General features: G+C 73.0%; 20 protein-coding genes and 1 riboswitch. Of the genes, 7 read left to right on the forward strand and 13 right to left on the reverse strand.

Going from position 1 to position 21,450, the window contains the following annotated elements:
• Window positions 1-111: 111 nt before the first annotated feature.
• Entirely contained in the window at window positions 112-624 is a 513-nt protein-coding gene (locus IE241_RS30100; protein WP_190025043.1) for a pyridoxamine 5'-phosphate oxidase family protein, read from the forward strand.
• Here the strand turns inward: IE241_RS30100 and IE241_RS30105 are convergent.
• Window positions 621-1,532, reverse strand: a complete 912-nt coding sequence (locus IE241_RS30105) for a LysR family transcriptional regulator (protein WP_190025015.1) — start codon at window positions 1,530-1,532, stop codon at window positions 621-623. The two genes, IE241_RS30100 and IE241_RS30105, sit on opposite strands and share 4 nt — an antisense overlap.
• A 74-nt stretch (window positions 1,533-1,606) precedes the next feature.
• Here IE241_RS30105 and IE241_RS30110 point away from each other — a divergent pair, with 74 nt between their 5' ends.
• Entirely contained in the window at window positions 1,607-2,629 is a 1,023-nt protein-coding gene (locus IE241_RS30110; RefSeq protein WP_190025016.1) for a DMT family transporter, read from the forward strand.
• 61 nt (window positions 2,630-2,690) lie between these two features.
• Here the strand turns inward: IE241_RS30110 and IE241_RS30115 are convergent, their stop codons facing one another.
• On the reverse strand, window positions 2,691-4,022 hold the full coding sequence (locus tag IE241_RS30115) for an aminotransferase class I/II-fold pyridoxal phosphate-dependent enzyme (RefSeq protein WP_190025017.1): 1,332 nt from the start codon (window positions 4,020-4,022) through the stop codon (window positions 2,691-2,693).
• Between the two features lie 35 nt (window positions 4,023-4,057).
• On the opposite strand from IE241_RS30115, the gene IE241_RS30120 reads away from it, so the two are divergent.
• Complete coding sequence (locus IE241_RS30120; protein ID WP_229900035.1) at window positions 4,058-4,729, forward strand: pyridoxamine 5'-phosphate oxidase family protein; 672 nt, start codon at window positions 4,058-4,060, stop codon at window positions 4,727-4,729.
• Here IE241_RS30120 and IE241_RS30125 read toward each other — a convergent pair.
• From IE241_RS30125 to IE241_RS30140, 4 genes are all read right to left on the reverse strand, one after another.
• Window positions 4,716-5,816: a DMT family transporter gene (locus IE241_RS30125; RefSeq protein WP_373300803.1), complete on the reverse strand. Its 1,101-nt coding sequence runs from the start codon at window positions 5,814-5,816 to the stop codon at window positions 4,716-4,718. The two genes, IE241_RS30120 and IE241_RS30125, sit on opposite strands and share 14 nt — an antisense overlap.
• Before the next feature lie 230 nt (window positions 5,817-6,046).
• On the reverse strand, window positions 6,047-7,057 hold the full coding sequence (locus tag IE241_RS30130) for an EamA family transporter (protein WP_190025020.1): 1,011 nt from the start codon (window positions 7,055-7,057) through the stop codon (window positions 6,047-6,049).
• Between the two features lie 101 nt (window positions 7,058-7,158).
• Window positions 7,159-7,680 carry a Clp protease N-terminal domain-containing protein gene (locus tag IE241_RS30135; RefSeq protein WP_229900037.1) on the reverse strand — a complete coding sequence of 174 codons (522 nt, stop codon included), beginning with the start codon at window positions 7,678-7,680 and terminating at the stop codon, window positions 7,159-7,161.
• Window positions 7,681-7,860: 180 nt separating this feature from the next.
• Window positions 7,861-8,457, reverse strand: a complete 597-nt coding sequence (locus IE241_RS30140; RefSeq protein ID WP_190025021.1) for a PadR family transcriptional regulator — start codon at window positions 8,455-8,457, stop codon at window positions 7,861-7,863.
• A 206-nt stretch (window positions 8,458-8,663) separates the two neighbouring features.
• Between IE241_RS30140 and IE241_RS30145 the strand changes: the two genes are divergently transcribed.
• Complete coding sequence (locus IE241_RS30145) at window positions 8,664-9,485, forward strand: PhzF family phenazine biosynthesis protein (RefSeq protein ID WP_190025022.1); 822 nt, start codon at window positions 8,664-8,666, stop codon at window positions 9,483-9,485.
• Window positions 9,486-9,534: 49 nt separating this feature from the next.
• Here IE241_RS30145 and IE241_RS30150 read toward each other — a convergent pair whose 3' ends face one another.
• Both IE241_RS30150 and IE241_RS30155 read right to left on the reverse strand, forming a co-directional pair.
• A complete protein-coding gene (locus IE241_RS30150; protein ID WP_190025045.1) occupies window positions 9,535-10,332 on the reverse strand; it encodes a CPBP family intramembrane glutamic endopeptidase in 798 nt (265 codons plus the stop codon).
• 164 nt (window positions 10,333-10,496) lie between these two features.
• On the reverse strand, window positions 10,497-11,999 hold the full coding sequence (locus IE241_RS30155; protein WP_190025023.1) for a glutamate-cysteine ligase family protein: 1,503 nt from the start codon (window positions 11,997-11,999) through the stop codon (window positions 10,497-10,499).
• A 518-nt stretch (window positions 12,000-12,517) separates the two neighbouring features.
• Here IE241_RS30155 and IE241_RS30160 point away from each other — a divergent pair.
• Both IE241_RS30160 and IE241_RS30165 read left to right on the forward strand, forming a co-directional pair.
• Window positions 12,518-13,105, forward strand: a complete 588-nt coding sequence (locus IE241_RS30160) for a hypothetical protein (RefSeq protein ID WP_190025024.1) — start codon at window positions 12,518-12,520, stop codon at window positions 13,103-13,105.
• Window positions 13,106-13,427: 322 nt separating this feature from the next.
• Window positions 13,428-13,634, forward strand: coding sequence for a DUF5999 family protein (locus IE241_RS30165; RefSeq protein ID WP_058041342.1), 207 nt, complete (start codon window positions 13,428-13,430; stop codon window positions 13,632-13,634).
• 166 nt (window positions 13,635-13,800) lie between these two features.
• Here IE241_RS30165 and gcvP read toward each other — a convergent pair whose 3' ends face one another.
• Window positions 13,801-16,686: an aminomethyl-transferring glycine dehydrogenase gene (gcvP, locus tag IE241_RS30170; protein WP_190025025.1), complete on the reverse strand. Its 2,886-nt coding sequence runs from the start codon at window positions 16,684-16,686 to the stop codon at window positions 13,801-13,803.
• 187 nt (window positions 16,687-16,873) lie between these two features.
• Window positions 16,874-16,984, reverse strand: a riboswitch (glycine riboswitch).
• A 108-nt stretch (window positions 16,985-17,092) separates the two neighbouring features.
• Between gcvP and IE241_RS30175 the strand changes: the two genes are divergently transcribed.
• Window positions 17,093-17,497: a PRC-barrel domain-containing protein gene (locus IE241_RS30175; RefSeq protein ID WP_190025026.1), complete on the forward strand. Its 405-nt coding sequence runs from the start codon at window positions 17,093-17,095 to the stop codon at window positions 17,495-17,497.
• On the opposite strand, the gene IE241_RS30180 is transcribed toward IE241_RS30175, so the two are convergent.
• The 4 genes from IE241_RS30180 to ftsR form a co-directional block, all read right to left on the reverse strand.
• Window positions 17,386-19,158 carry a DNA polymerase IV gene (locus tag IE241_RS30180; RefSeq protein WP_229900041.1) on the reverse strand — a complete coding sequence of 591 codons (1,773 nt, stop codon included), beginning with the start codon at window positions 19,156-19,158 and terminating at the stop codon, window positions 17,386-17,388. The two genes, IE241_RS30175 and IE241_RS30180, sit on opposite strands and share 112 nt — an antisense overlap.
• Window positions 19,159-19,306: 148 nt before the next feature.
• Entirely contained in the window at window positions 19,307-19,912 is a 606-nt protein-coding gene (locus IE241_RS30185) for a MerR family transcriptional regulator (protein WP_373300804.1), read from the reverse strand.
• A 188-nt stretch (window positions 19,913-20,100) separates the two neighbouring features.
• Window positions 20,101-20,574 (reverse strand): bifunctional nuclease family protein, encoded by a 474-nt coding sequence (locus IE241_RS30190; RefSeq protein ID WP_014058684.1) that lies wholly within the window; start codon window positions 20,572-20,574, stop codon window positions 20,101-20,103.
• A gap of 52 nt (window positions 20,575-20,626) precedes the next feature.
• Entirely contained in the window at window positions 20,627-21,436 is an 810-nt protein-coding gene (gene ftsR, locus IE241_RS30195) for a transcriptional regulator FtsR (RefSeq protein WP_190025028.1), read from the reverse strand.
• Window positions 21,437-21,450 lie beyond the last annotated feature (14 nt).

Genomic DNA, 21,450 nt, shown 5'->3' on the forward strand with positions numbered 1-21,450 from the left:
AGGGGCTCACACTTTCTGACGCTCGGTCAGATATCGGGGCGCGGGGAGGAAGCGGGGACGGGCATGGGCATCGGCACGGGCTTCGAGGGCACCGGCGGCGGCGGGCGCGGCATGGGCACGGGCGCCACCCAGCGGCGGGGCCGCCGGATCATGATGACGCGGCCGGAGCTGGACTCCTTCCTCGCCGGGCAGCGCACCTGCCGGGTGGCCACGGTGGGGCGGGACGGGCATCCGCACCTCAGCGCGCTGTGGTTCGCCTGGGACGGATCCGCGGTGTGGCTGTACTCGATCGTCTGCAGCCGCCGGTGGGCGCAGCTGCGGCGCGACGCGCGGATCGCGGTGCTGGTGGACGACGGGCGGGAGTACGGGGAGCTGCGCGGGGCGGAGCTGTCGGGCACGGCCGCCTTCGTCGGCGAGGCCCCGCGCACGGGTGATCCCTGCCCGGAGCTCGCCGCGCCGGAGGCGCTGTTCACCGCCAAGTACTTCGGGGGCCTGCCGTCCATGCCGTACGACGGCCGCCACGCCTGGCTCCGGCTGCTGCCGGAGGCGGTCGTGTCCTGGGACTTCCGCAAGCTGCCGGGCGCGCCGGGCACTCCAGGCACTGCAGGCACTCCGGGCGGCTAGGCGGAACCCGCCATCGCCTCCCCCGCCGCCCTCAGCGCCTCGACCGCCGCGCGGATGGACGGCCGCCGGTCCGCGTCCGCGCGCCAGATCGCGTAGACGTGACGGCGTACGGTGTGCCGCACGGGCACCACGCGCACCCCCTCCGGGACGGGGCCGCGCCCGAGCCGCGGGGCGACGGCGACGCCCAGCCCGGCCGCGATCAGGGCGAGCTGCGTGTGGTGCTCCTCGGCCATGTGGGAGATGCGGGGCTCGATGCCCTTTCCGCGCAGGGTGAGCATCAGCCAGTCGTGGCAGAACTCGCCGCGGGGCCAGGAGACCCAGTCGTCGTCGGCGAAATCTTCCAGGTCGACCTCCTCCCGGCCGGCCAGCGGGTGGTCCACCGGCATCGCCACGTCGGCGATGTCGTCGAGGATCGGGGCCTTGGCCAGCCCGTCCGGCATCGGCAGCGGCTTGTTGTACCAGTCGAGGACGACCGCGAGGTCGACGTCGCCGCGGACCACCCGGGGCACGGCCTCCTCGGGCTCCATCTCCTCCAGCCGGGCCCGCAGCTGGGGGTGGGCGGTGCGCAGCCCGGCGAGGGCGGCCGGGAAGAGACCGCGGGCGGCCGTGGGGAAGGCGCCGAGGAGCAGCTCGCCGACGGCCTGCCCGCGCTGCGCCTCGAGGTCGGCCTGGGCGAGCTCGACCTGCGAGAGGATCCGCGAGGCGTGGTCGGCGAGCAGCCGCCCGGCGTCGGTGAGCCGCACTCCGCGGCCGTGCTTGGCCAGCAGCTGCTGGCCGGTCTCCCGCTCCAGCTTGGCGAGCTGCTGCGAGACGGCGGACGTCGTCACATGCAGCCCGTCCGCCGCGGCGCTGACGGAACCGTGGCGGGCGACGGCATTGAGGGTGCGCAGGCGCTCCAGGTTCAACATATAAGCAACCCTACGTGATACCCCACGCTTATATTTACTTGTTCTAAGGCGTGGGCGCGGCCATTCTTATGGTCATGCGCACCACTGCAAGCTCCGGCTCCTCCAGCTCCACCGGCTCCTCCGCTCCGTCGGCCGTCACCGCTCCCCCGGCTTCCCCTGTTTCGCCCGCGGCCCGGCAGCGGGGCCGCCCCGCCGTGGACTGGAGAATCCGCTTCGGTGCGCTCGCCCTCATCTGGGGATGCAGCTTCCTGTTCATCAAGCTCGGCACGGACGGCTTCTCGCCGCTGTTCGTCTCCTTCGGCCGGATGTTCTTCGGCGCGGCGGTGCTCGTCGCGACGCTGGCCGTGAAGCGGGAGCGCCTGCCGCGCGCCGCGCGCACCTGGGGCCATCTGGCCGTTGCGGCGTTCCTGCTCAACGCCCTGCCCTTCACGCTCTTCGCCTACGCCGAGCTGCGCATCCCCTCCACCCTCGCCGGCATCTGCAACGCCACGACCCCGCTGTGGGGCATGCTCCTCTCGCTCGTGGCCCTCTCCGAGGACCGGCCGACCCGGCGCCGCTTCGCGGGGCTGGCCATCGGCTTCGCCGGTGTGCTGACGGTGCTCGGGGTCTGGCAGGGCTTCTCGGGGCAGGACGCCGTGGGCACGGTGATGGCCCTCGTCGCCGCCGCCAGCTACGCGGTCGGCTGGATCTACGTCCGGCGCACCCTGGCCGACACCGGTGACTCCAACCTGTCGAAGTCCGGCGCGCAGCTGCTGCTGGGCACGGCCCAGCTCGCCGTCGTCGCCCCGGTGTTCGCGCCGGTGCCGACCTCCTTCCCCGCCGTGCCGCTGCTGGCCGTCCTCGCCCTCGGGGCGCTGGGCACGGGCCTGGCCTTCCTCGTGCAGTACGGGCTGGTCGCCGAGGTCGGGCCCACGACGGCGACCATGATCACCTATCTCGTCCCGGTCGTGGCGACCATCGCCGGTGTGGCCTTCCTCGGGGAGACGCTCAGCTGGAACACCCCCGTGGGCGCCCTGATCGTGCTGGCGGGCGCCGCCCTCACCCAGGGCAAGTCACAGAGCAAGGCACGGAGCAAGTCCCGGAACAGGGACCAGTAACAGGGCCCAGGGCAGGGCTCAGGACAGGGCCCGGAAGCCACCGGGCGGGGCGGCGGGGCCGTCAGTCGTAGCGCCCTGCCGCCGAGGGGCGGGTCGCGGATGCCAGGGCATCCGCGCCCGGCTCTATCTCGTCGACGGCCAGGCCCGAGACGGTCAGCCGCACCGCCGGGGGTGATGCGAGCCTGAACCGGGCGCCCGGCGCGACCGCCCACCCCGCGTGCAGCAGCCGCGCGACCGCCGCCGTCTCGTCGGGCACGGGCAGCCATACGTTCATCCCGCTGCGCCCGTGCGCCGCGATCCCGCGCTCGCGCAGGGCCCGGACGAGCGGGTCGCGGCGGCGCCCGTACGCGGCGGAGACCTGCGCCGCATCCACCGCGCCGCTGCGCCACAGGTGCACGACGGCGTCCTGCAGGATGTGACTGACCCAGCCGGGGCCCAGCCGCTGCCGGCCGCGCACCCGGTCCACGGTGACGGCGTCGCCCGTGAGCACCGCGAGCCGCAGATCCGGCCCGTACGCCTTGGCGACGGAGCGCACGACGACCCAGTGGTCGGTGCACCCCGTGAGGGTGTTCAGCGGCAGATCGACGATCCCGTGGCCGTGATCGTCCTCGATGAGCAGCGCCTGCGGATGGCCGGAGAGCACGGCGCGCAGCTCGCGCGCACGGGCCTCGCCGACCACGGCGCCCGTGGGATTCTGCGCCCGGCCGGTGACGATGACCGCTCGCGCTCCCTGCTGCAGCACCCGGTCCGCGGCCTCCGGCAGCGGGCCGTCGTCATCGACGGGCAGGGGGACGGCGCGCAGCCCGAGGGCCGGGACCAGGTCGAGGAGGCTGCCCCAGCCGGGATCCTCGACCGCGACGGCGTCGCCCGGCCGCAGATGCACGGCGAGCACGCGCTCGATGGCGTCGAGCGCGCCGGAAGTGACGGCGAGCGGCCCGCCGGGCACGCCGTCGGCATCGAAGGCCGCCCGGGCGAACCGCTCCAGCTCGGTGCCGACGGCCGGGGCTCCGTACAGCGCGGGGGCCTCGGCGGCCCGCGCGGCGGCAGCCGCGAGCGCCTCGCCGAGCGGGGGCAGCAGAGCCGGATCGGGATTGCCCGCCGAGACGTCCCGGACGCCCTCGGGAGCCTCGACGTGGATGAGCTCGCGGGCCGTGCTGGCCGGGCGGTGACGCACACGGCTGCCGCGGCGCCCGGCAGTCTCGATCACTCCGCGCTCCCGCAGCGTGCGATAGGCGGCGGCGACCGTATTGGGATTGACCCCCAGCTCGACCGCCAACTCCCTCATGGGCGGGAGTAGTTCCCCAGGGGCCAGCTTGCCGGCGCCCACGCCGCGCTCCACGCTCGCGGAAATCTCTGCTGCGCGACGACCTTCGATCCGATAGTCTCCTAGCACAAAGAAGATTATGCACTAGTGCAATGGAGTTCGCAATGACTGTTGCGCCGCCCGCCGCGTACGAGCAGACCGAACGGACCACCCCGACCCGCGCCCGCGAGCGCGCCTCGTACGACCGCGAGGTCGTGCACGCGATCCTCGACGCGGGGTACGTCTGCCATCTCGGCTTCGTGCGCGACGGGGCGCCGGTCGTCCTGCCGACGCTCTATGGGCGCATCGGCGACCGCCTCTACGTGCACGGCTCGACGGGCTCGCGCCCGCTGCGCAGCGCGGGCCGCGCGGAGGACGCGGGCATGCCGGTCTGCGTGACGGTCACTCACGTCGACGCCCTCGTCCTCGCGCGCTCCGCCTTCCACCACTCCCTCAACTACCGCTCGGTCGTGGTGCACGGGACCGCCCGGCAGGTGACCGAGGAGCAGGAGAAGCGCGCGGCCCTCGACGCCCTGGTGGAGCAGGTCACACCGGGCCGGGCGGCGGACTGCCGCCCGGCCTCGGCCAAGGAGCTCGCGGCGACGGCCGTGCTCCGCGTCGACCTCTCCGAAGTCTCCGCGAAGATGCGCACCGGGGGCGTCAACGACGAGATCGAGGATCTGCCTCTCCCCCACTGGAGCGGCCTCGTCCCCGTCGCCCCCGCGTACGGCACGCCGATACCCGACAAGCACCTCGCGCCCGGCACCCCCGTGCCCGACTACATCACCGTTCTGTGAGCGAAGCGCCGAACGGATCCACGAGCGGCTCACCGAGCGGTTCCCCGGACGACTGCGCGGACGGCTCCGCGGGCCGCTCCACAGGCGGTTCCACGGGCGCCGGCGCAGCCTGACCGCGTGCCTCCGCGGCGGCCAGCGCCGCCACGGCGCACAGCAGCACGGCCGTGCCGAGCGCGGTCGCGGCCGTGAGGTGCTCGCCGAGCAGGGTCACGGCGATGACCGCCGCCGTCACCGGCTCCAGCAGCGTGATCACCGACACCGTGGTGGCCCGCACCACCACGAGCCCCGCGAAGAACAGGCCGTAGGCCAGCGCCGTCGGCACCGTCACGAGATAGGCCCCCAGCGCGAGCGTGCGGCCCAGGTGCCCGTCCTGCGGCCACAGCCCCTCGGCGGCCGCCAGGGGCAGGAGCTGCACGGTGCCGACCGCGAAGGAGGTCACGGTCGTGGTGAAGGGGTCCGTGGCCCGCTGCTCGCGCTCCAGGACGCGCGCGTAGACGGTCACGACGGCGTATCCGGCGGCGGAGAGCAGCGCGAGCGCCACCCCCGCCGGGCGCACCGCGCCCGTGCCGTCGTTGCCGAGCATCAGCACGGCCAGCCCGGCGCAGGCCCCGCCCACGGCCGTGACGCCTCCGGCGCCGAGCCGTTCCCCCATGAGCAGCCGGCCGCCGAGGGCGACGAGGACGGGCGAGGCGCCCAGGGTGACCACGGTGCCGACGGCGATCCCGGTCGCCTCCACGGCCGCGAAGTAGGCCGTCTGGAAGACCGTCAGGCCGGTGCCCGTCACGAGGACGCGCGCCGCTCTGCGCGGCCACGGCTCGTACGCCCGGACGGCGCGGTCGCGCGTACGGGCGGTGCGGCGCAGCATCAGGAACCGGGCGGCCAGCAGGAAGACGAGGCCGCCCGCCGTGCGCCAGAAGGTCAGCGCGGCCGGGCCGAGGCCGCTGCCGTCCATGAGGAGGTCGGCGGTGGCGCCGGTGGTCCCCCAAGAGGTGGCCGCGACGGCCACGTAGAGCAGACCGCGGCCGATGGATATGCCGCTCGCCGGGGCCGGCGAGGACAAGGAGGCCGAGGCGGCCGAGGGTGCCAAGGTTGCCGAAGGGACGGAATGTTGCTCGGGCCGCCCGGTGGACGGGCAGGACGACGGAGCGGAACGGGGCATGACTGTTCTCCCGCGGGAAGACGTGAAGTGATCGCTGGTCCCGTGTGCGGGCAGCGGCGATCCGCCCGGGGGCTCCACCCCGGGCCCGGTCTTCCGGGTGCGGCCGCCCGCGCTAGGCGGCGGGAGGCGGCAGAACAGTCTTGTGCATGATCGTCACCCTAGGCCGGGCGGGTTCCCGCGGGCAACTCCCCCTGCCCGGCGGCGGCCGCCGCGGAGTCCGCCGCTGCGCCCTCGCCCTGCGCCACCACCGTCGCGGCGGCCTTCTTGGGCGTGGAGGACTGGGCGATGAAGGCACCCACCAGCACCAGGGCGCCGCCGGTGATCTGCGGCAGCGAGAGGTGCTCGCCGAGCAGCACCCAGGCCAGCACCGTGGCGACCACGGCCTCCAGGCAGGCGACCACGCCCGCCACCTGCGGCGAGAGCCTGCGCACGGCGAGCACGCCGGTGACGTAGGCGGCCACCGTGGCGATCAGCACCACCCAGGCGAGGAGCAGGACGGCCGGCACGCCGGTCCCGCTGATCCGGGCGCTGCCGGCGAGCACGGACCAGTCCATGCCCCAGGGGCGCGCGACGACCGTGAGGACCAGGGCCCCGATGAGCAGTCCGTAGGCGATGACGCCGACGGGGTCGGCGGGCTCCTCGTCGTCCGCGCCGTGGTCGGACAGCACGAAGTAGCCGACCTGGCAGCAGGCGGCGCCGAGAGCGAGCAGCAGGCCCACGGCGTCGAAGCCCATGCCCGACCAGACTTCCACCACGCACGCGAGCCCGGCCACGGCGAGCGCCACGCCCACGGCGGCGGCACGGCTGACCGGCCGGCGCTGCACGAAGCGCACCCAGCCGAGCAGGAGCGCCGGGCCGAGGTACTCCACGAGCAGGGCCACGCCGACCGGGATCCGGGATATCGCACCGAAGTAGCACGCCTGGACGCCGGCGACGGCAAGCAAGCCGAAGCCAGCGAGGAGAGCGGGGCGGCGGGTGACGAGGGCGCGGTGCCGCCATGCGACGGGCAGCAGGACCAGGGCGGCGCCGGCCGCCCGCAGCCACACCACATGGAGCGGGTCGAGACCCGCCTGGATCAGCGGCTTGGCCGCGACACCGGAACCGCCGAACGCGAGCGCGGAGACCAGGGCGAGGCCCAGGCCTGCGCTTCTCTCCTGAGAGGCATGCATCGGGTCATCATGCCAGCAGATGACAGGACCGTCACCCCCGAACACTCATGACAGCCCTATCGGCCCCCGGCGCACCCGCCCGACCGGAACTCACGCGGAACTCATGACACTTCCGGCACTTCGAGGCGGGCCGCGAGCACCTCCGTGTCCACTCCGGCCCGGCGCATGACCTCCGCCGCGCGGCAACGGCCGTCGAGAGCGAGCATCGCGAGGAGGTCCGTCCCTTCCGCCCGGTCGTCACCCCGCGCGCGGGCGCGGGTGAACGCGCCCTCCATGGCGGCGGCCGCGGCAGGCGACCAGCCGGGCGCCCGGCAGTCGAGGAGGACGGGCAGCGAGCCGGAGTCCTCGACGGTGCCGCTCCAGCGCAGCCCGTAGCCGATGGTGCGCTGGACGAGGTAGCCGAGCAGCCGCACGGACTGCCCCGTGCCCCCGCCGTCCACGGCGCGGCACACCTCGGGGTCCGACTCCATCAGGGTGTGGAGCAGGTGGGCGGTGTCGACCTGCCGGTCGCCGTCCCGCACGGCGCGCCTGCGGGCACCCGTGACCGCCGCTGCCAGTTCGGCGCTGAACAGGCCTTCTCGGGCGACGGACGTCGCCCCCGTATCTCCTACGCGGCTTTGCACCCTCCCACCCCATCAGTCACGAACCGCCGGGTCATCCCCGTGGGGAAGCATTCGCGCATCCGACGGCGGTTGGGTACGGGCCGCCGTTTCCTCCTCCCTGAGGAGGACGGGCACGGAATCGTTCTCAGGGGTGTTCCCGGCAGGATCGCGGGAACACCCCTTCTCCGCCGCGCGGTCGGCTCAGCCCTCGTCGGCGAGGATGAGGTAGAGCTTCTTGCGCGATTCATTGATCACGTCCAGAGCCTTCTGCCGCTGCTCGGGGGTGCCGGACTTCCAGACCTGACCGAAGGCCTCCAGGAGGCCGAAGCCCGCCTGCCGGACCTCCTGCATCGCCTCCCAGTCGACGCCGCGACCGGCGTCCTCCCAGGGGGCGTCGGGCCCGGCCTCGGCCTCGGCGAGGCCCGCCTCGGTGAGGCTGAACAGCTTCTTGCCGCCCTCGCTCGCACTCTCGATCAGGCCCTCGTCCTCCAGCATCTGCAGCGTCGGATAGACCGACCCCGGGCTGGGCTTCCAGGCGCCGCCACTGCGCTCGGCGATCTCCTGGATCATCTCGTAGCCGTGCATGGGGCGGTCCTTCAGCAGGGTCAGGATCGAGGCCCGTACGTCACCGCGGCGGGCACGCCCCCCGCGACCGCCCCGGCCGCGCCCCCACGGGCCGCCGAACGGCGGCCCCCCGAAACCGGGCCCGAAGGGCCCGAAGGCCGCCCGCCGCCCGTCGAATTCGCCCGAACCGTGACGGCCGGGCCCATGGTGCTCATGTCCACGAGAACGCCGCATGGCGCTCCTCCCATCGTCCGATCTTCCATACCGTCGATCATCAACACTGTCGTTGATCGGTCGCGACACTTCAACGATATATCGGGACTGTTCTTATGGCAATGCCCCTGCGCGGCTTCCCCCGCACCGCCGCGGCGCTCCCTGCAGGGCCACATCTCGTGAGTTGGCCCTGGCCTGCGGGTCTTCCACGCCCGTAGCGTCCGGCCATGCGCATTCGAATCGTCGACGCCTTCACCGACCGCCCCTTCGCCGGCAACCCGGCCGGGGTCGTCCTCTTCGACTCCGGGGAATTCCCCGGCGACGACCGGCTCCAGCGGGTCGCCGCCGAGGTCAACCTCTCCGAGACCGCCTTCGCCCACCCGCTCGCCGGCACCTCGCAGGACGACGCCGACTGGGCGCTGCGCTGGTTCACGCCGCTCACCGAGGTCGACATGTGCGGCCACGCCACGCTCGCCACCGCGCACGTCCTGCACACCACGGGCGTCGCCACCGGCACCGTCCGCCTCGCCGCCCGCTGCGGCGTCCTCACCGCCACGGCGCACGAGGACGGCTCGATCACGCTGGACTTCCCGACCGCCCCGCTCACTCCGGTCGCCCTCCCCGAAGGGGTGACCGAAGCCCTGGGCGCGGAGGTTCTCAGCACCTACGACACCGGTCCGCACATCGGTGACCTGGTGGCCGAGCTGGCGGACGAGAAGGCCGTACGGTCCCTGGCGCCCGACATCCGCGCCCTCGGCCGGCATTCGCGCCGGGGCATCATCGCCACGGCCCCGGCCGAGGACCCGGCGCGCGGCTACGACTACGTCTCGCGCTGCTTCTTCCCGAACGTCGGTATCGACGAGGACCCCGTGACCGGCAGTGCGCACACCGCGCTCGCCCCCTTCTGGTCCGGGCGGCTGGGCCGTGACGACCTGACGGGCCTCCAGGCGTCCGCCCGGACCGGCCTGGTGCGGACCCGGCTGCGCGGCGACCGCACGCTGCTGACCGGCTCGGCCGTCACGGTCATCGAGGGCGACCTGCTCGCGTGAGCGGGAACGGCCTGCCGGCGTAGCTGCAGGAGCGGCGGCGGGGGCGGGGTCAGGCCGTCGGCAGCCAGCCCACCTTGCCGGCGAGCAGCGCGTATCCGACGAACGCCACGATGTCGATCAGCGCGTGCGCGGCCACCAGCGGCCCGACCCGCCCCCACCGCCGGTAGAGCAGGACGAAGACCACGCCCATCGCCATGTTCCCGATGAGCCCGCCGACGCCCTGGTAGAGGTGGTACGAACCGCGCAGGGCGGCACTCGCCGCCAGCGCCGCCACCGGGGTCCAGCCCAGCTGTCCCAGCCGGCGCAGCAGGTACCCGACGACCACGACCTCCTCCAGCACCGCGTTCTGCACGGCGGAGGCGATCAGGACGGGGATCTTCCACCACACGTCGGGAAGCGACTCCGGCACCACCGTCAGGTTGAACCCCGCGGCCCGGACGCCGAGGTAGAACAGCAGCCCGGTGCCGCCGATGGCCGCCGCCACCCCGGTGCCGCGCGTGAGGTCGAATCCGGGGCGGTCCCGGTCGAGGCCGACCGCGCGCAGGCCCGGCGCCCCCTCGCGCAGCAGCAGGTGCGCCACCAGGAACACGGGCACCAGCGCCGTCGCGATGCCGAAGACCTGCCACGACAGGTCGAGCCAGGGCCGGCCGGGGGCGTGCGAGGCGTTGAGGTTGGCGGCCTGGTCCTTGAGCCCGCCCGGCCTGGTGAGCGCGCCGACGAAGCTGATCAGTGACGACACCGCGCTGGCCCCGAGCGACAGCGCCAGGACCAGGAGCGTCTCGCTGCGCAGCGTGCGCCGCCGGGCGGCTGCGCCGGGCTGCGGGCCGGTCCGGGCTCCGGGCAGGATGCCGTCCTCGCCCTGCGCGTTCTGCCGCACCTGTGCCTCCGCTTCCTCCCGCCCCGCCGGTGGGGCGGCGTCCTGCCGGTCGCCGCCCCTGCAGGCGGCCGCCGTCACAGCTTGCCCGACGCGCTGTGGCCGGTGGGCCAGGGGGTACGGGAGGGGAGGACGTGTCAGTCGCCGGGGCCCGCCGGCCAGGTGTGCACCGGCTCACCGGTACGCATCAGCTCGCAGTAGCGCCGGGTGGTGACGGCCAGCGCCTTGTGGCGGTCCATGCCGTATTCCAGGGCGCGGTGATAGGTGGCGGCCTGCCAGGACGCCCCGTTGGTGCGGCTTCGGCAGCGGCCCTCGATGACCCCGAGGTAGCGGTCGCGGTCGGAGGGCTCCACGCCCCAGGCGTCGAGCCCGGCCGCCGCAAGCGGCAGCAGCTCCTCCTGGACGAGCCGGACGGCCGGCCGCCGTTCCAGCGTCCCCGCCCGGCCCGCCCTCGGCCAGCGCAGCCAGGCGTCGATGCCGTGCCGGCAGGCGGCGTCGAAGTTCTCCGCGGCGACGCGGAACGGCAGCCTGGTCCACACCGGCCGCGGTTCCTCGGCGAGCGCCCTGACCAGCCCGTAGTAGAAGGCGGTGTTGGCGATGACGTCGGTGACGGTGGGGCCGGCGGGCAGCACCCGGTTCTCCACGCGCAGGTGCGGTACGCCGTCGGCCACCCCGTAGACGGGCCGGTTCCAGCGGTAGACCGTCCCGTTGTGCAGCGTCAGCTCGTGCAGCATCGGCACTCCGCCCGCCTCCAGGACGCGCACCGGCTCCTCGTCGTCGGAGATCGGCAGCACCGGGGGGAAGAAGCGCAGGTTCTCCTCGAACAGCTCATATGCAGAATCGATCCAGCGCTCGCCGAACCAGGTGCGCGGCCGCACCCCCTGGGCCGTGAGCTCGGGCGGGCGGGTGTCGGTGGACTGGACGAACAGCGGCGGCCGGGACTCGCGCCACAGCTCCCGGCCGAAGAGGAAGGGGGAGTTGGCGCCGACGGCGATCTGCGCGGCCGCCACCGCCTGCGCGGAATTCCATACGGCGGCGAACCGCCCCGGTGTCACTTGCAGGTGCAACTGCACGGAGGTGCACGCGGCTTCGGGAGCGATCGACTCCGCGGTGCACGTCAGCCGCTCCACGCCCTCGATGTCGATCGTGAAGTGCTCGCCCCGCGCGGCCACCACCTGCGCGTTCAGCATGGCGTAGCGCTCGTCCGCGGAGAGGTTCGCCGAGACCAGGTGGCGGTCCTCCAGGGTCGGCAGAATGCCGATCATCACGATTCCGGAATCGACTTCCATGGCTTTCCGGTCGGCATAGGAGAGAGTCGTCCGCAACTCCTCGGCAAGCTGGTCCAGGACGCTTCCGGACAGCCGGTGCGGAACAATGTTCACTTCCAGGTTGAACCGGCCGAGTTCGGTCTGGAAATCACCGCTTGCGATACGCTCCAGCACTTCGGCGTTCACCATGCTCGGCATCCCGTCGGCCCCCGCGAGATTCAGCTCGATCTCCAGGCCCATGAGATTCCTGGGACGGTCGAAACGCTTCTCTTCCAGCAGCCTCCCCAGCGCTTCCAGGCACTGCCGGAGCTTTGCCCGGTGGCGCTGTCGGTCGGCGAGGTCGACGCCCCCGGCCACGACCTTGTCCCCCATCGCAGGGTCCCTCCTCACGTGGGTCGCCGCGGCGCCGGCCGCTCGCGTCACGGTCGATGATGCCCAGCCAATGTGATCGATAACGCCCCGCCGGGACCACATACCCGCTACGCTCTCGGCAACGCATCCGGTGGCACATTCCGTGGGCATGACGGACCGCCCGGGCTTTGCGACAGCCCGGGCGATAGCGCTGGTGATACCGCTGGTGATAAACACCGACGAGATTCGGCCTACCCTGCCCGGGGCACAATACGAGGTGGCGTGCCCCTACTCGGCACAGAATCACCGAAATCACCCTCCGACAAGGCCCTGATATCCCCTTGCCGGAAATACCGGCGACAGCTAGCCGAAACACCATGTGAACACGTGTCGTATAAACTTCGGGGACGAGGCGGAGAGTAGGCGCCACGGCCCCGGCAGCCGGTACGGTCCCGGCCCCCCTCTGACCCCGCACGCCGACAGCGTCGTCCGCACCCTGCCCAAGCACCACGTGTCTCCGAAGTGAGAGGCGACCCACCATGCCGCTGCATGTCCCCCCTGCCCCTGCGCCTGCCCTGCGCAGTGTTCTGAGCGCCCTCGGTTCCCCCTCCGCCGTCCGCGAGGCCCGCACCCCCTCACTGAAGGCCGCGCAAGGGCCGCTGACCCCCGAACTCCCGCTGCCCGTCCACGTTCTGGAGCAGGCGACGGGCCGCGGCGGCGCCCCGCGCACCCGGCTCACCGGCTGGCGGTTCCTGATCCGCGGCTCCGGGCGCACGGTGGCCGCGGGAGAGACGGTGCAGACCGCGGACGGCTGGGCGTTCTCACACTTCTGCGAGGGCCCTTACCTCGTCTCCACGGAACGCGCGCTGCGGCAGGCGGAGGCGCTCCCGACGCCGTACCAGCCCCGGCTGCTGTCCGTGCCCGAGCTCTACATGCTCACGCTCTGGCTGCACGGGGACATCGCCGCCGACGCCGCCTCGGGCCTGCCCGGGCCGGGCGATCTCCTCGTGCCGCTCGCACCGGCGCCGCCGGGGATCGCCGCGCACCGCCCGCACCGCTTCACCGAGTTGACGCCCCTCCTGACGCTGCGCCTGACGCCCGCCCCGCTGCTGAAGACTCCCGCTTGAGGAACCGTTCCGGCGGTCTGACACCCTGCTTTCTTCCCCTGCGCCCCGCGGCTCCCCGCCGCGGGGCGCACACATGTGCTCACCCTCCCGGACTAGCCCACTCCGACCACCGGTAACCACCCGGCCGGGCAGTCATGTTGGAAGCAACCGCCCGCATGGGTGATGCGTCTCCAACGAGTGAGGAGCGCTGCCGGGAAATCCCTGCGGAATCACGCCCGTGGGGCAACACTGGTATCGACCAACCGATTCGCCAACGGGGGGCGGCATGAACACCGAATCGAGCCGCAGGACAGCCACCACATCACAGCGAAAGAACCCTCCCATGTGCCAGCACCAGCCCACGTGCCCCTCAGCCGACTCCGCCGACCGGGAAGCCGCGCATCTCGTGGCGCACCACCCCGAGCAGGGCTGGAGTCTGCTGTGCAACGGAGTCCTGCACTTCGAGGACACCGGTGAGCTGCTGCCGGACGGCCAGATCATCGCACCGCACCGGCCGCTGGACACGGGGAACGTGGTGACTGCCGCCTGAGCTCTCGCGCCACCGCACACAGCACCAGAGCAGTACAGCGCTCACGCACACCGCACCACAGCGACACCGCACCACCCGCACCACCCGCACGCACAGGGGCCGGCCCGGCGAGATCGCCGAACCGGCCCCGACTTGTGCCGGGCCTCACCCGAGGCCCACGGCTGCGTCAGCCGTCGTAGTCCTCCAGCGGCGGGCAGGAGCACACGAGGTTGCGGTCGCCGTACGCACCGTCGACGCGGCGCACCGGCGGCCAGTACTTGTCGGCGGCCGAGACCCCGGTGGGGAAGACGGCCTCCTCACGGCTGTAGGGGTGCTCCCAAGCGCCCGCCACGGACGCGGCGGTGTGCGGGGCGTGGCGCAGCGGGTTGTCGTCCTTGCTCCACTCCCCCGAGCCGACCTTCTCGATCTCGGCGCGGATCGCGATCATCGCCTCGCAGAAGCGGTCCAGCTCGGTGATGTCCTCGCTCTCCGTGGGCTCGATCATCAGGGTGCCGGCCACCGGGAAGGACATCGTCGGCGCGTGGAAGCCGTAGTCGATGAGCCGCTTGGCGACGTCGTCGACGCTCACGCCGGTCGCCTTGGTCAGCGGCCGCAGGTCGACGATGCACTCGTGGGCCACCAGGCCGTTCGGGCCGGTGTAGAGCACGGGGTAGTGCGGCTCCAGGCGCTTGGCGATGTAGTTGGCGCCGAGCACCGCCACCTGCGTGGCGCGCTTGAGGCCCTCGCCGCCCATCAGCCGGACGTACGCCCAGGAGATCGGCAGGATGCCGGCGGAGCCCCACGGCGCGGCGGAGATCGGGCCGACGCCCGTCGCCGGGCCGGCGGTGGGCTGCAGCGGGTGGTTGGGGAGGTACGGCGCGAGGTGCGCGCGGACGGCGACCGGGCCGACGCCGGGACCGCCGCCGCCGTGCGGGATGCAGAAGGTCTTGTGCAGGTTCAGGTGCGAGACGTCGCCGCCGAACTTGCCCGGCTCCGCCAGGCCCACCAGAGCGTTGAGGTTGGCGCCGTCCACGTAGACCTGGCCGCCCGCCTCGTGCACGGCCGCGCAGATGTCGGCGACGTGCTCCTCGAAGACACCGTGCGTCGACGGGTAGGTGATCATCAGCACGGAAAGCTCGTCGCGGTACTGCTCGATCTTGGCGCGCAGGTCCTGGATGTCGACCTCGCCGTCGTCGGCGGTCTTGACCACGACGACCTTCATGCCGGCCATCACGGCGCTGGCGGCGTTGGTGCCGTGCGCGGAGGACGGGATCAGACAGACCGTGCGCTGCTCGTCGCCGTTGGCGCGGTGGTAGGCGCGGACGGCCAGGAGGCCCGCGAGCTCGCCCTGGGACCCGGCGTTCGGCTGGATGGAGACCTTGTCGTAGCCGGTGACCGCGGCGAGCCGCTCCTCCAGCTCCGTGATGAGCGTGACATAGCCCTCGGCCTGCTCGACCGGCGCGAAGGGGTGCAGCGCGCCGAACTCGGGCCAGGTGACCGGCTCCATCTCGGTCGTGGCGTTGAGCTTCATGGTGCAGGAGCCGAGCGGGATCATGCCGCGGTCCAGGGCGTAGTCCCGGTCGGCGAGGCGGCGCAGGTAGCGCAGCATGGCCGTCTCGGAGCGGTGCTCGTGGAAGACCGGGTGCGTGAGGTAGTCCGCGGTGCGCTGGAGGGACTCGGGGAGGGCCTCGGCGGCCACCGCGTCGAGCGCCTCGACGTCGCCGGCCACCCCGAACGCGGCCCAGACGGAGTCCAGGTGGGCGCGGGTGGTGGTCTCGTCGCAGGCGATGCCGACGTGGTCGGCGTCGGTCAGGCGCAGGTTGACGCCGCGCTCGCGGGCGGCCTCGACGACCTCGGCGGCCCGGCCGGGGACGCGCGCGGTCAGGGTGTCGAAGTAGGCGCCGTGCACGAGCTCGACGCCCCCGGCGCGCAGGCCCTCGGCGAGGATCGCGGCGTAGCGGTGGGTGCGACGGGCGATGGCGGCCAGGCCCTCGGGGCCGTGGTAGACGGCGTACATGCCGGCCATGACGGCGAGGAGCACCTGGGCGGTGCAGATGTTGCTGGTGGCCTTCTCGCGGCGGATGTGCTGCTCACGGGTCTGCAGGGCCAGGCGGTAGGCCTTGTTGCCGTCGGCGTCGACGGAGACGCCGACGAGGCGGCCGGGGAGGCTGCGGGCGAACTGCTCGCGCACGGCCATGAACCCGGCGTGCGGGCCGCCGAAGCCCATGGGGACGCCGAAGCGCTGGGTGGTGCCGACCGCGATGTCCGCGCCGAGCTCGCCGGGCGAGGTCAGCAGGGTCAGGGCGAGCAGGTCGGCGGCGACGGTGACGATCGCGCCGAGCTCGTGGGCCCGCTCGATGACCGGGCGCAGATCGCGCACCGCGCCGGAGGCACCGGGGTACTGCAGGAGGACGCCGAAGACACCGCGCTCGGCGATCTCGTCCGGGATGCCCGCGCTCAGATCGGCGACGACGACCTCGACACCGGTCGGCTCGGCGCGCGTCTCGATCACGGCGATCGTCTGCGGCAGGGTGTCGGCGTCGATGAGGAAGACGCCCTTCTTGACCTTGCCGACGCGGCGGGACAGGGCCATGGCCTCGGCGGCGGCGGTGCCCTCGTCGAGGAGGGAGGCGCCGGAGGTGGGCAGCCCGGTGAGATCGGCGACGACCGTCTGGAAGTTGAGCAGGGCCTCCAGGCGGCCCTGGGAGATCTCCGGCTGGTACGGCGTGTAGGCCGTGTACCAGGCGGGGTTCTCCATGACGTTGCGCAGGATCACCGGCGGGGTGAACGTGCCGTGGTAGCCGAGGCCGATCATCGGGGCGAGGACCTGGTTGCGGTCGGCGAGCGTCCGCAGTTCGGCGAGCACCTCGGCCTCGCTGCGGGCCTCCGGCAGGGCCAGCGCGCCCACGCTCTTGATCACTTCCGGCACGGCGGCGGCGGTGAGCTCGTCCAGCGAGCCGAAGCCGACCTGGGCGAGCATCTTGGCCTGGGCCTCGCCGTCGGGGCCTATGTGGCGGCGCTCGAACGGGGTGTCCCGCTCCAGGTCGGAAAGGGCGATGCGGTGGGCAGTCATCTGCGGAGGCCTCCTGGTCGTTGCGACCTGCGAGGGGTACCACGGCGCGGGTACCCGGACGGCCTCCCCCTCTGTCATCTCAACCTGAGAGCTTCACCGGACCGCAGCGCACGGCCCGGCTTTCACCGTCGGTGAGGAGGGGCTTCGGCGCTTGGCTGACCGGGCCCGCCCTGCTTTCCAGAGTGACCTCGTCCATGCGGTACGGGTGCCTGAGAGATTCCGGGGAGGATTTGCTCCTTCGGCGCCTCCGCTCCGCCCCGCTGGGTGGGCTTCCGGAGGACTCTCCCGCACGGATTCTGCGGCCATTCGCCAGCCTACCAGCGCGGCTTTCCCGCCGGATCTCCCGAGTGGCCGCTTCTCGCTTTGTGTTTTTACGTGGGGGGAGGTGCCGATACAGGGAGGAACCGTGCAGAGCGACATCGATCCCCGGAGCCTGATCGGATGGAAGGTCTTCGACCGCGACGGGGCGAAGATCGGCACGGTGGACGAGGTCTATCTCGACGACGCCACGGGGGAAGCCCTGTGGGCGGCCGTGCGCACGGGCTTCTTCCGGCGGGACACCTTCGTCCCCCTGGCGACCAGCGAGGTCGTCGGCCAGAGCCTGCGCACGGCGTACGACCGGGCACTGATCAAGGAGGCCCCCGACTTCGGCGTCGGCCGCCACCTGTCCCCGGAACAGGAGCTGCAGCTCTACCACCACTACCGACTGGACATCCCGGGGTCGGGCCCGACGACGGGATCCGACCCGGGTCCGGGCTCGGCGGCGGGATCGGGGCCGGGGCCAAGGCCGGGGCCGGGGCCGGGGCCGTAGCCGGGGCCAGGATGAGGGCCGAGGCCGGGGCCAGGGCCAGGGCCGACGGCGAGATCCGGGCCGGAGCCAGGGTCGGGACCGATGGCAGGGCCGGATCCGGGCCCGGGATCCGGGGCGGGCCCGGGACCGTGGCCAGGACCAGAACCAGGACCGGGGCCGGGATCCGGGCCGGAGCCGGAATCCGGGCCCGGGGCCGGATCCGGGGCAGGGCCGGGACCCGGGCCGGCGTCCGCCGAACCGCGAGGTTCCGGCGGATCAGCCTGCTGATCCGCCTCCGGCTCACGCCGTACGAGCGGCAGCGGCTCCCCCGGTTCCAGCGCGGGGTCGTCGACCGCGAACGTCCGCACCCGGCCCGGCTCCGACCAGGGCTGTTCGAAGCGCACCGTGACCCGGCCGACCCCGCTCCCCTGCACCCACCCCGCCCCGTACTCGGCATGCCGCACGTCCAGGCCCGGCAGCCAGCGCCGCGGCCTGTCCACTGCGCCCGCGCCCGCAGCCTCCCCCTGTGCCCCTCCCGAGCCCTGCGGCGCCTCCGCCGCACCACCCGCACCACCCGCACGCGCCGAGACGGCGGCGGCCGCAGCCTCGCTCGCAGCCTGGGCGAAGAGATCCTCCTGGGTGTAGTCGGCGAGCCCGCTGACCCCGACGCCGAGCAGCCGGACCCCGGCCGTGGTGTCGACGCCGTCGATCAGCCGGGCCGCCGCCTCCTTGACCACCGCGGGGTCGTCCGTCGGCCCGCGCAGCGTCTCCGAGCGGGTCAGCGTCGAGAAGTCGTAACTGCGCACCTTGATGACGACGGTGCGCCCGGACCGGCCGGCGGCCCGCAACCGCTGCACGCACCGCTCGGCGAGCCGGGCGATCTCCAGCTGCACCCGCGACCGGTCGGTCAGGTCCTCCTCGAAGGTGTCCTCCACGGACACGGACTTGGCGTCGCGCTCGGCGACGACGGGGCGGTCGTCATGCCCGGTGGCCAGAGCGTGCAGGCCCGCGCCGTGGGCCTTGCCCAGAAGCCGTACGAGCTCCGCCTCGCCCGCCTCCGCCGTCTCCGAGACGGTCGTGATGCCGGCCCGGCGCAGCGTCTCCGCGGTGGCCGGGCCGACGCCCGGGATGGCGCGCACGGACATGGGGCCCAGCAGCTCCAGCTCGGTGCCCGGCTCGATGAGCACCAGGCCGTCGGGCTTGGCCTCCTCGGAGGCGATCTTCGCGAGCATCTTGGAGGCGGCGAGGCCCACCGAGCCGCTGAGGCCCGTGGCCGCGCGGATGTCCCGCCGCAGGCGCTCCCCCACGGCCCGCACGGCCGCCGAGGTCGGCTCGACGCCGCCGGCCTCCAGATCCACGAACGCCTCGTCGAGGCTCAGCGGCTCCACCAGCGGCGACAGCGCGCCGAGCAGGCCCATGACCACTTCGCTGACCTCGCGGTAGAGCGAGAACCGCGGAGTGAGATAGGCGGCGTTGGGGCACAGCCTGCGGGCCTGGGCCGTGGCCATCGCGGAGTGGACGCCGAAGACCCTCGCCTCGTACGACGCGGTGGCCACCACGCCGCGCGGGCCGATCCCGCCCACCACGACGGGCTTCCCGCGCAGGCTGGGCTTGGCCGCCTGCTCGGCCGCAGCGTAGAAAGCATCCATGTCCAGATGCAGGATGGTCGGCGCACCTCTCACGACACCGATGCTGCCGCATGCCACTGACAATGACGCCGATGCGCCCCGGCATGCCTGACATGCCCCGATGTGTACGGCGGGCACACGGCGGGTGAGCCGGGCCGGCCGAGCCGGGGCGGGGCAGGGCGGCCGGAGTGCCGCCCGACGGTCAGCCGACGCGGTTGCGGCGGCGGGCCAGCTCGTCGGAGGGGTTGGGGCGGATCAGTGTCTCGCCGGTGTCCACCCGCTCGCCGTGCAGCTGGGACAGCGCGCTCTCGACATCGCGCCACACGACGCCCACAGCGATCCCGAAGACGCCCTGCCCGCCCTGGAGGAGGTCGACGACCTCGTCGGGCGAGGTGCACTCGTACACCGTGGCGCCGTCGCTCATCAGCGTCATCCGGGGCAGGTCGGCCATACCGCGCGAGCGCAGGTGCTGGACGGCCGTGCGGATGTTCTGCAGGGACACCCCGGTGTCCAGCAGCCGCTTCACGATCTTGAGGACCACCACGTCCCGGAAGCTGTAGAGCCGCTGGGTGCCCGAGCTGTGCGCGGGCCGCACGCTCGGCTCCACCAGGCCCGTGCGCGCCCAGTAGTCGAGCTGGCGGTAGGTGATGCCTGCCGCCGCACACGCCGTCGGCCCGCGGTAGCCGATCAGATCGGCCTCCGGACCCCGCGGTGCGGTGACCTCCACCGGGGTGGCATGACGGGGGGCCTGTTCGACCGCTCCCCCGAACAGCGGATACGGACTGCCGACCGCCGTCCCGTCGCCCATGCTTCTCACGCCGACCTCCGTCCTTGACCTGCCTTCTCGACGGTAGGCAGTCACCCGGGGTGCGTCAACGATCGCCACACTCGGCACGCCGAGTGATAATCACCCAGAGAGTGGTTTTGCGTGCCTCTGTGCCGGGAAAGGCTAATCGAATGCGCCGCGGCGGACCGTCGCGGAGCGCTCCGGCCGGCTCACTGACTGCTGGTGCCGAAGTCCTCCGGCGAGATCTGGTCGAGGAACTCGCGGAACTTCTCGACCTCGTCCTCCTGCTCGTCCGGGATGGCGATCCCGGCGTCGTCCAGCACCCCGTCACTGCCGTAGATCGGCGTGCCGGTGCGCAGGGCAAGCGCTATGGCGTCGGACGGCCGGGCACTGACCTCCACGCCGCTGGCGAAGACGAGCTCCGCGTAGAACACACCCTCGCGCAGGTCCGTGATGCGGACCTCCGTGAGCTGCTGGCCGACCGCTTCCAGCACGTCCTTGAAAAGGTCGTGGGTCAGCGGGCGGGCCGGGGCCATGCCCTGCTGGGCAAAGGCAATGGCCGTCGCCTCTCCCGGTCCGATCCAGATCGGGAGGTAGCGGTCGCCTCCCACTTCACGCAGGAGCACGATCGGCTGGTTGGAGGGCATTTCCACCCGGACACCCACGACATCGAGCTCGTTCACACAGCAACCCTAGGACGTGCCCGGCCGGTTTGGGTAGTCGGGCACTCGCCGGTCAGTGCGAGCCCGCGTGCAGGGCGGCCTGCATGAGCGCCGCGTGCAGGCGCACGGAGAGCGTGGCCAGCTCGCGCGTGGTGGCCTCGGCATGGGCCCTGGTCTGCGGATTACGGTGCCGCCGCAGTGGTGCGACCACCTGTTCGACCAGGCCGGCCTGGCGGTCGGCGGCGGCCTTCATGGCGCGAAGGTGCCGTGGCTCGAGACCGAAACGGCCCAGGTCGGCGACGAGGCGCGCCACAGCCACCGCATCGGCGTCGAATCCGCCGTCCGGGTGGGCGGTGACCAGCCCGTACGACTCCCACTCCACCAGCTCACTCTCCGTGACACCGGTGGCACTCAGCATCTCCTCCCGGCCGATCCGAGCGGCCGGAGAGGGCACGGCGGCCCCGATCTCCGCACCCGCGGGCACGGCGGCCTCGCCGAGCGCGGCGACCGGACCGCCCTCCTGTCCATCGGCGGCCAGGAGGGCGGCATCGCGGGGCTTCGCGGGGGCGGGCAGCTGCGGCGCCTCGCCCCGCGCCCGCGCTTCGAGGTGCTCCTTGATGACCCGCAAGGGAAGGTAGTGATCGCGCTGCATGCGCAGCACACAGCCGAGCCGCTCCACGTCCTCCGTGCTGAATTTGCGGTATCCGGACGGCGTGCGCTGCGGCTCCACCAGGCCCTCCGCCTCCAGGAAACGAATCTTGGAGATGGTGACCTCGGGGAACTCCTCACGCAGCAGGTTGAGCACCGTGCCGATGCTCACCAGCCGTCCCTCCGCACCGACGGCACCGGATGACCCGGTACCGCCCGACGGTGTTCGAAGCATGGCCCTTCCCTTAC

This window comes from Streptomyces hiroshimensis, from assembly GCF_014650335.1.
Classification (GTDB): domain Bacteria; phylum Actinomycetota; class Actinomycetes; order Streptomycetales; family Streptomycetaceae; genus Streptomyces; species Streptomyces hiroshimensis.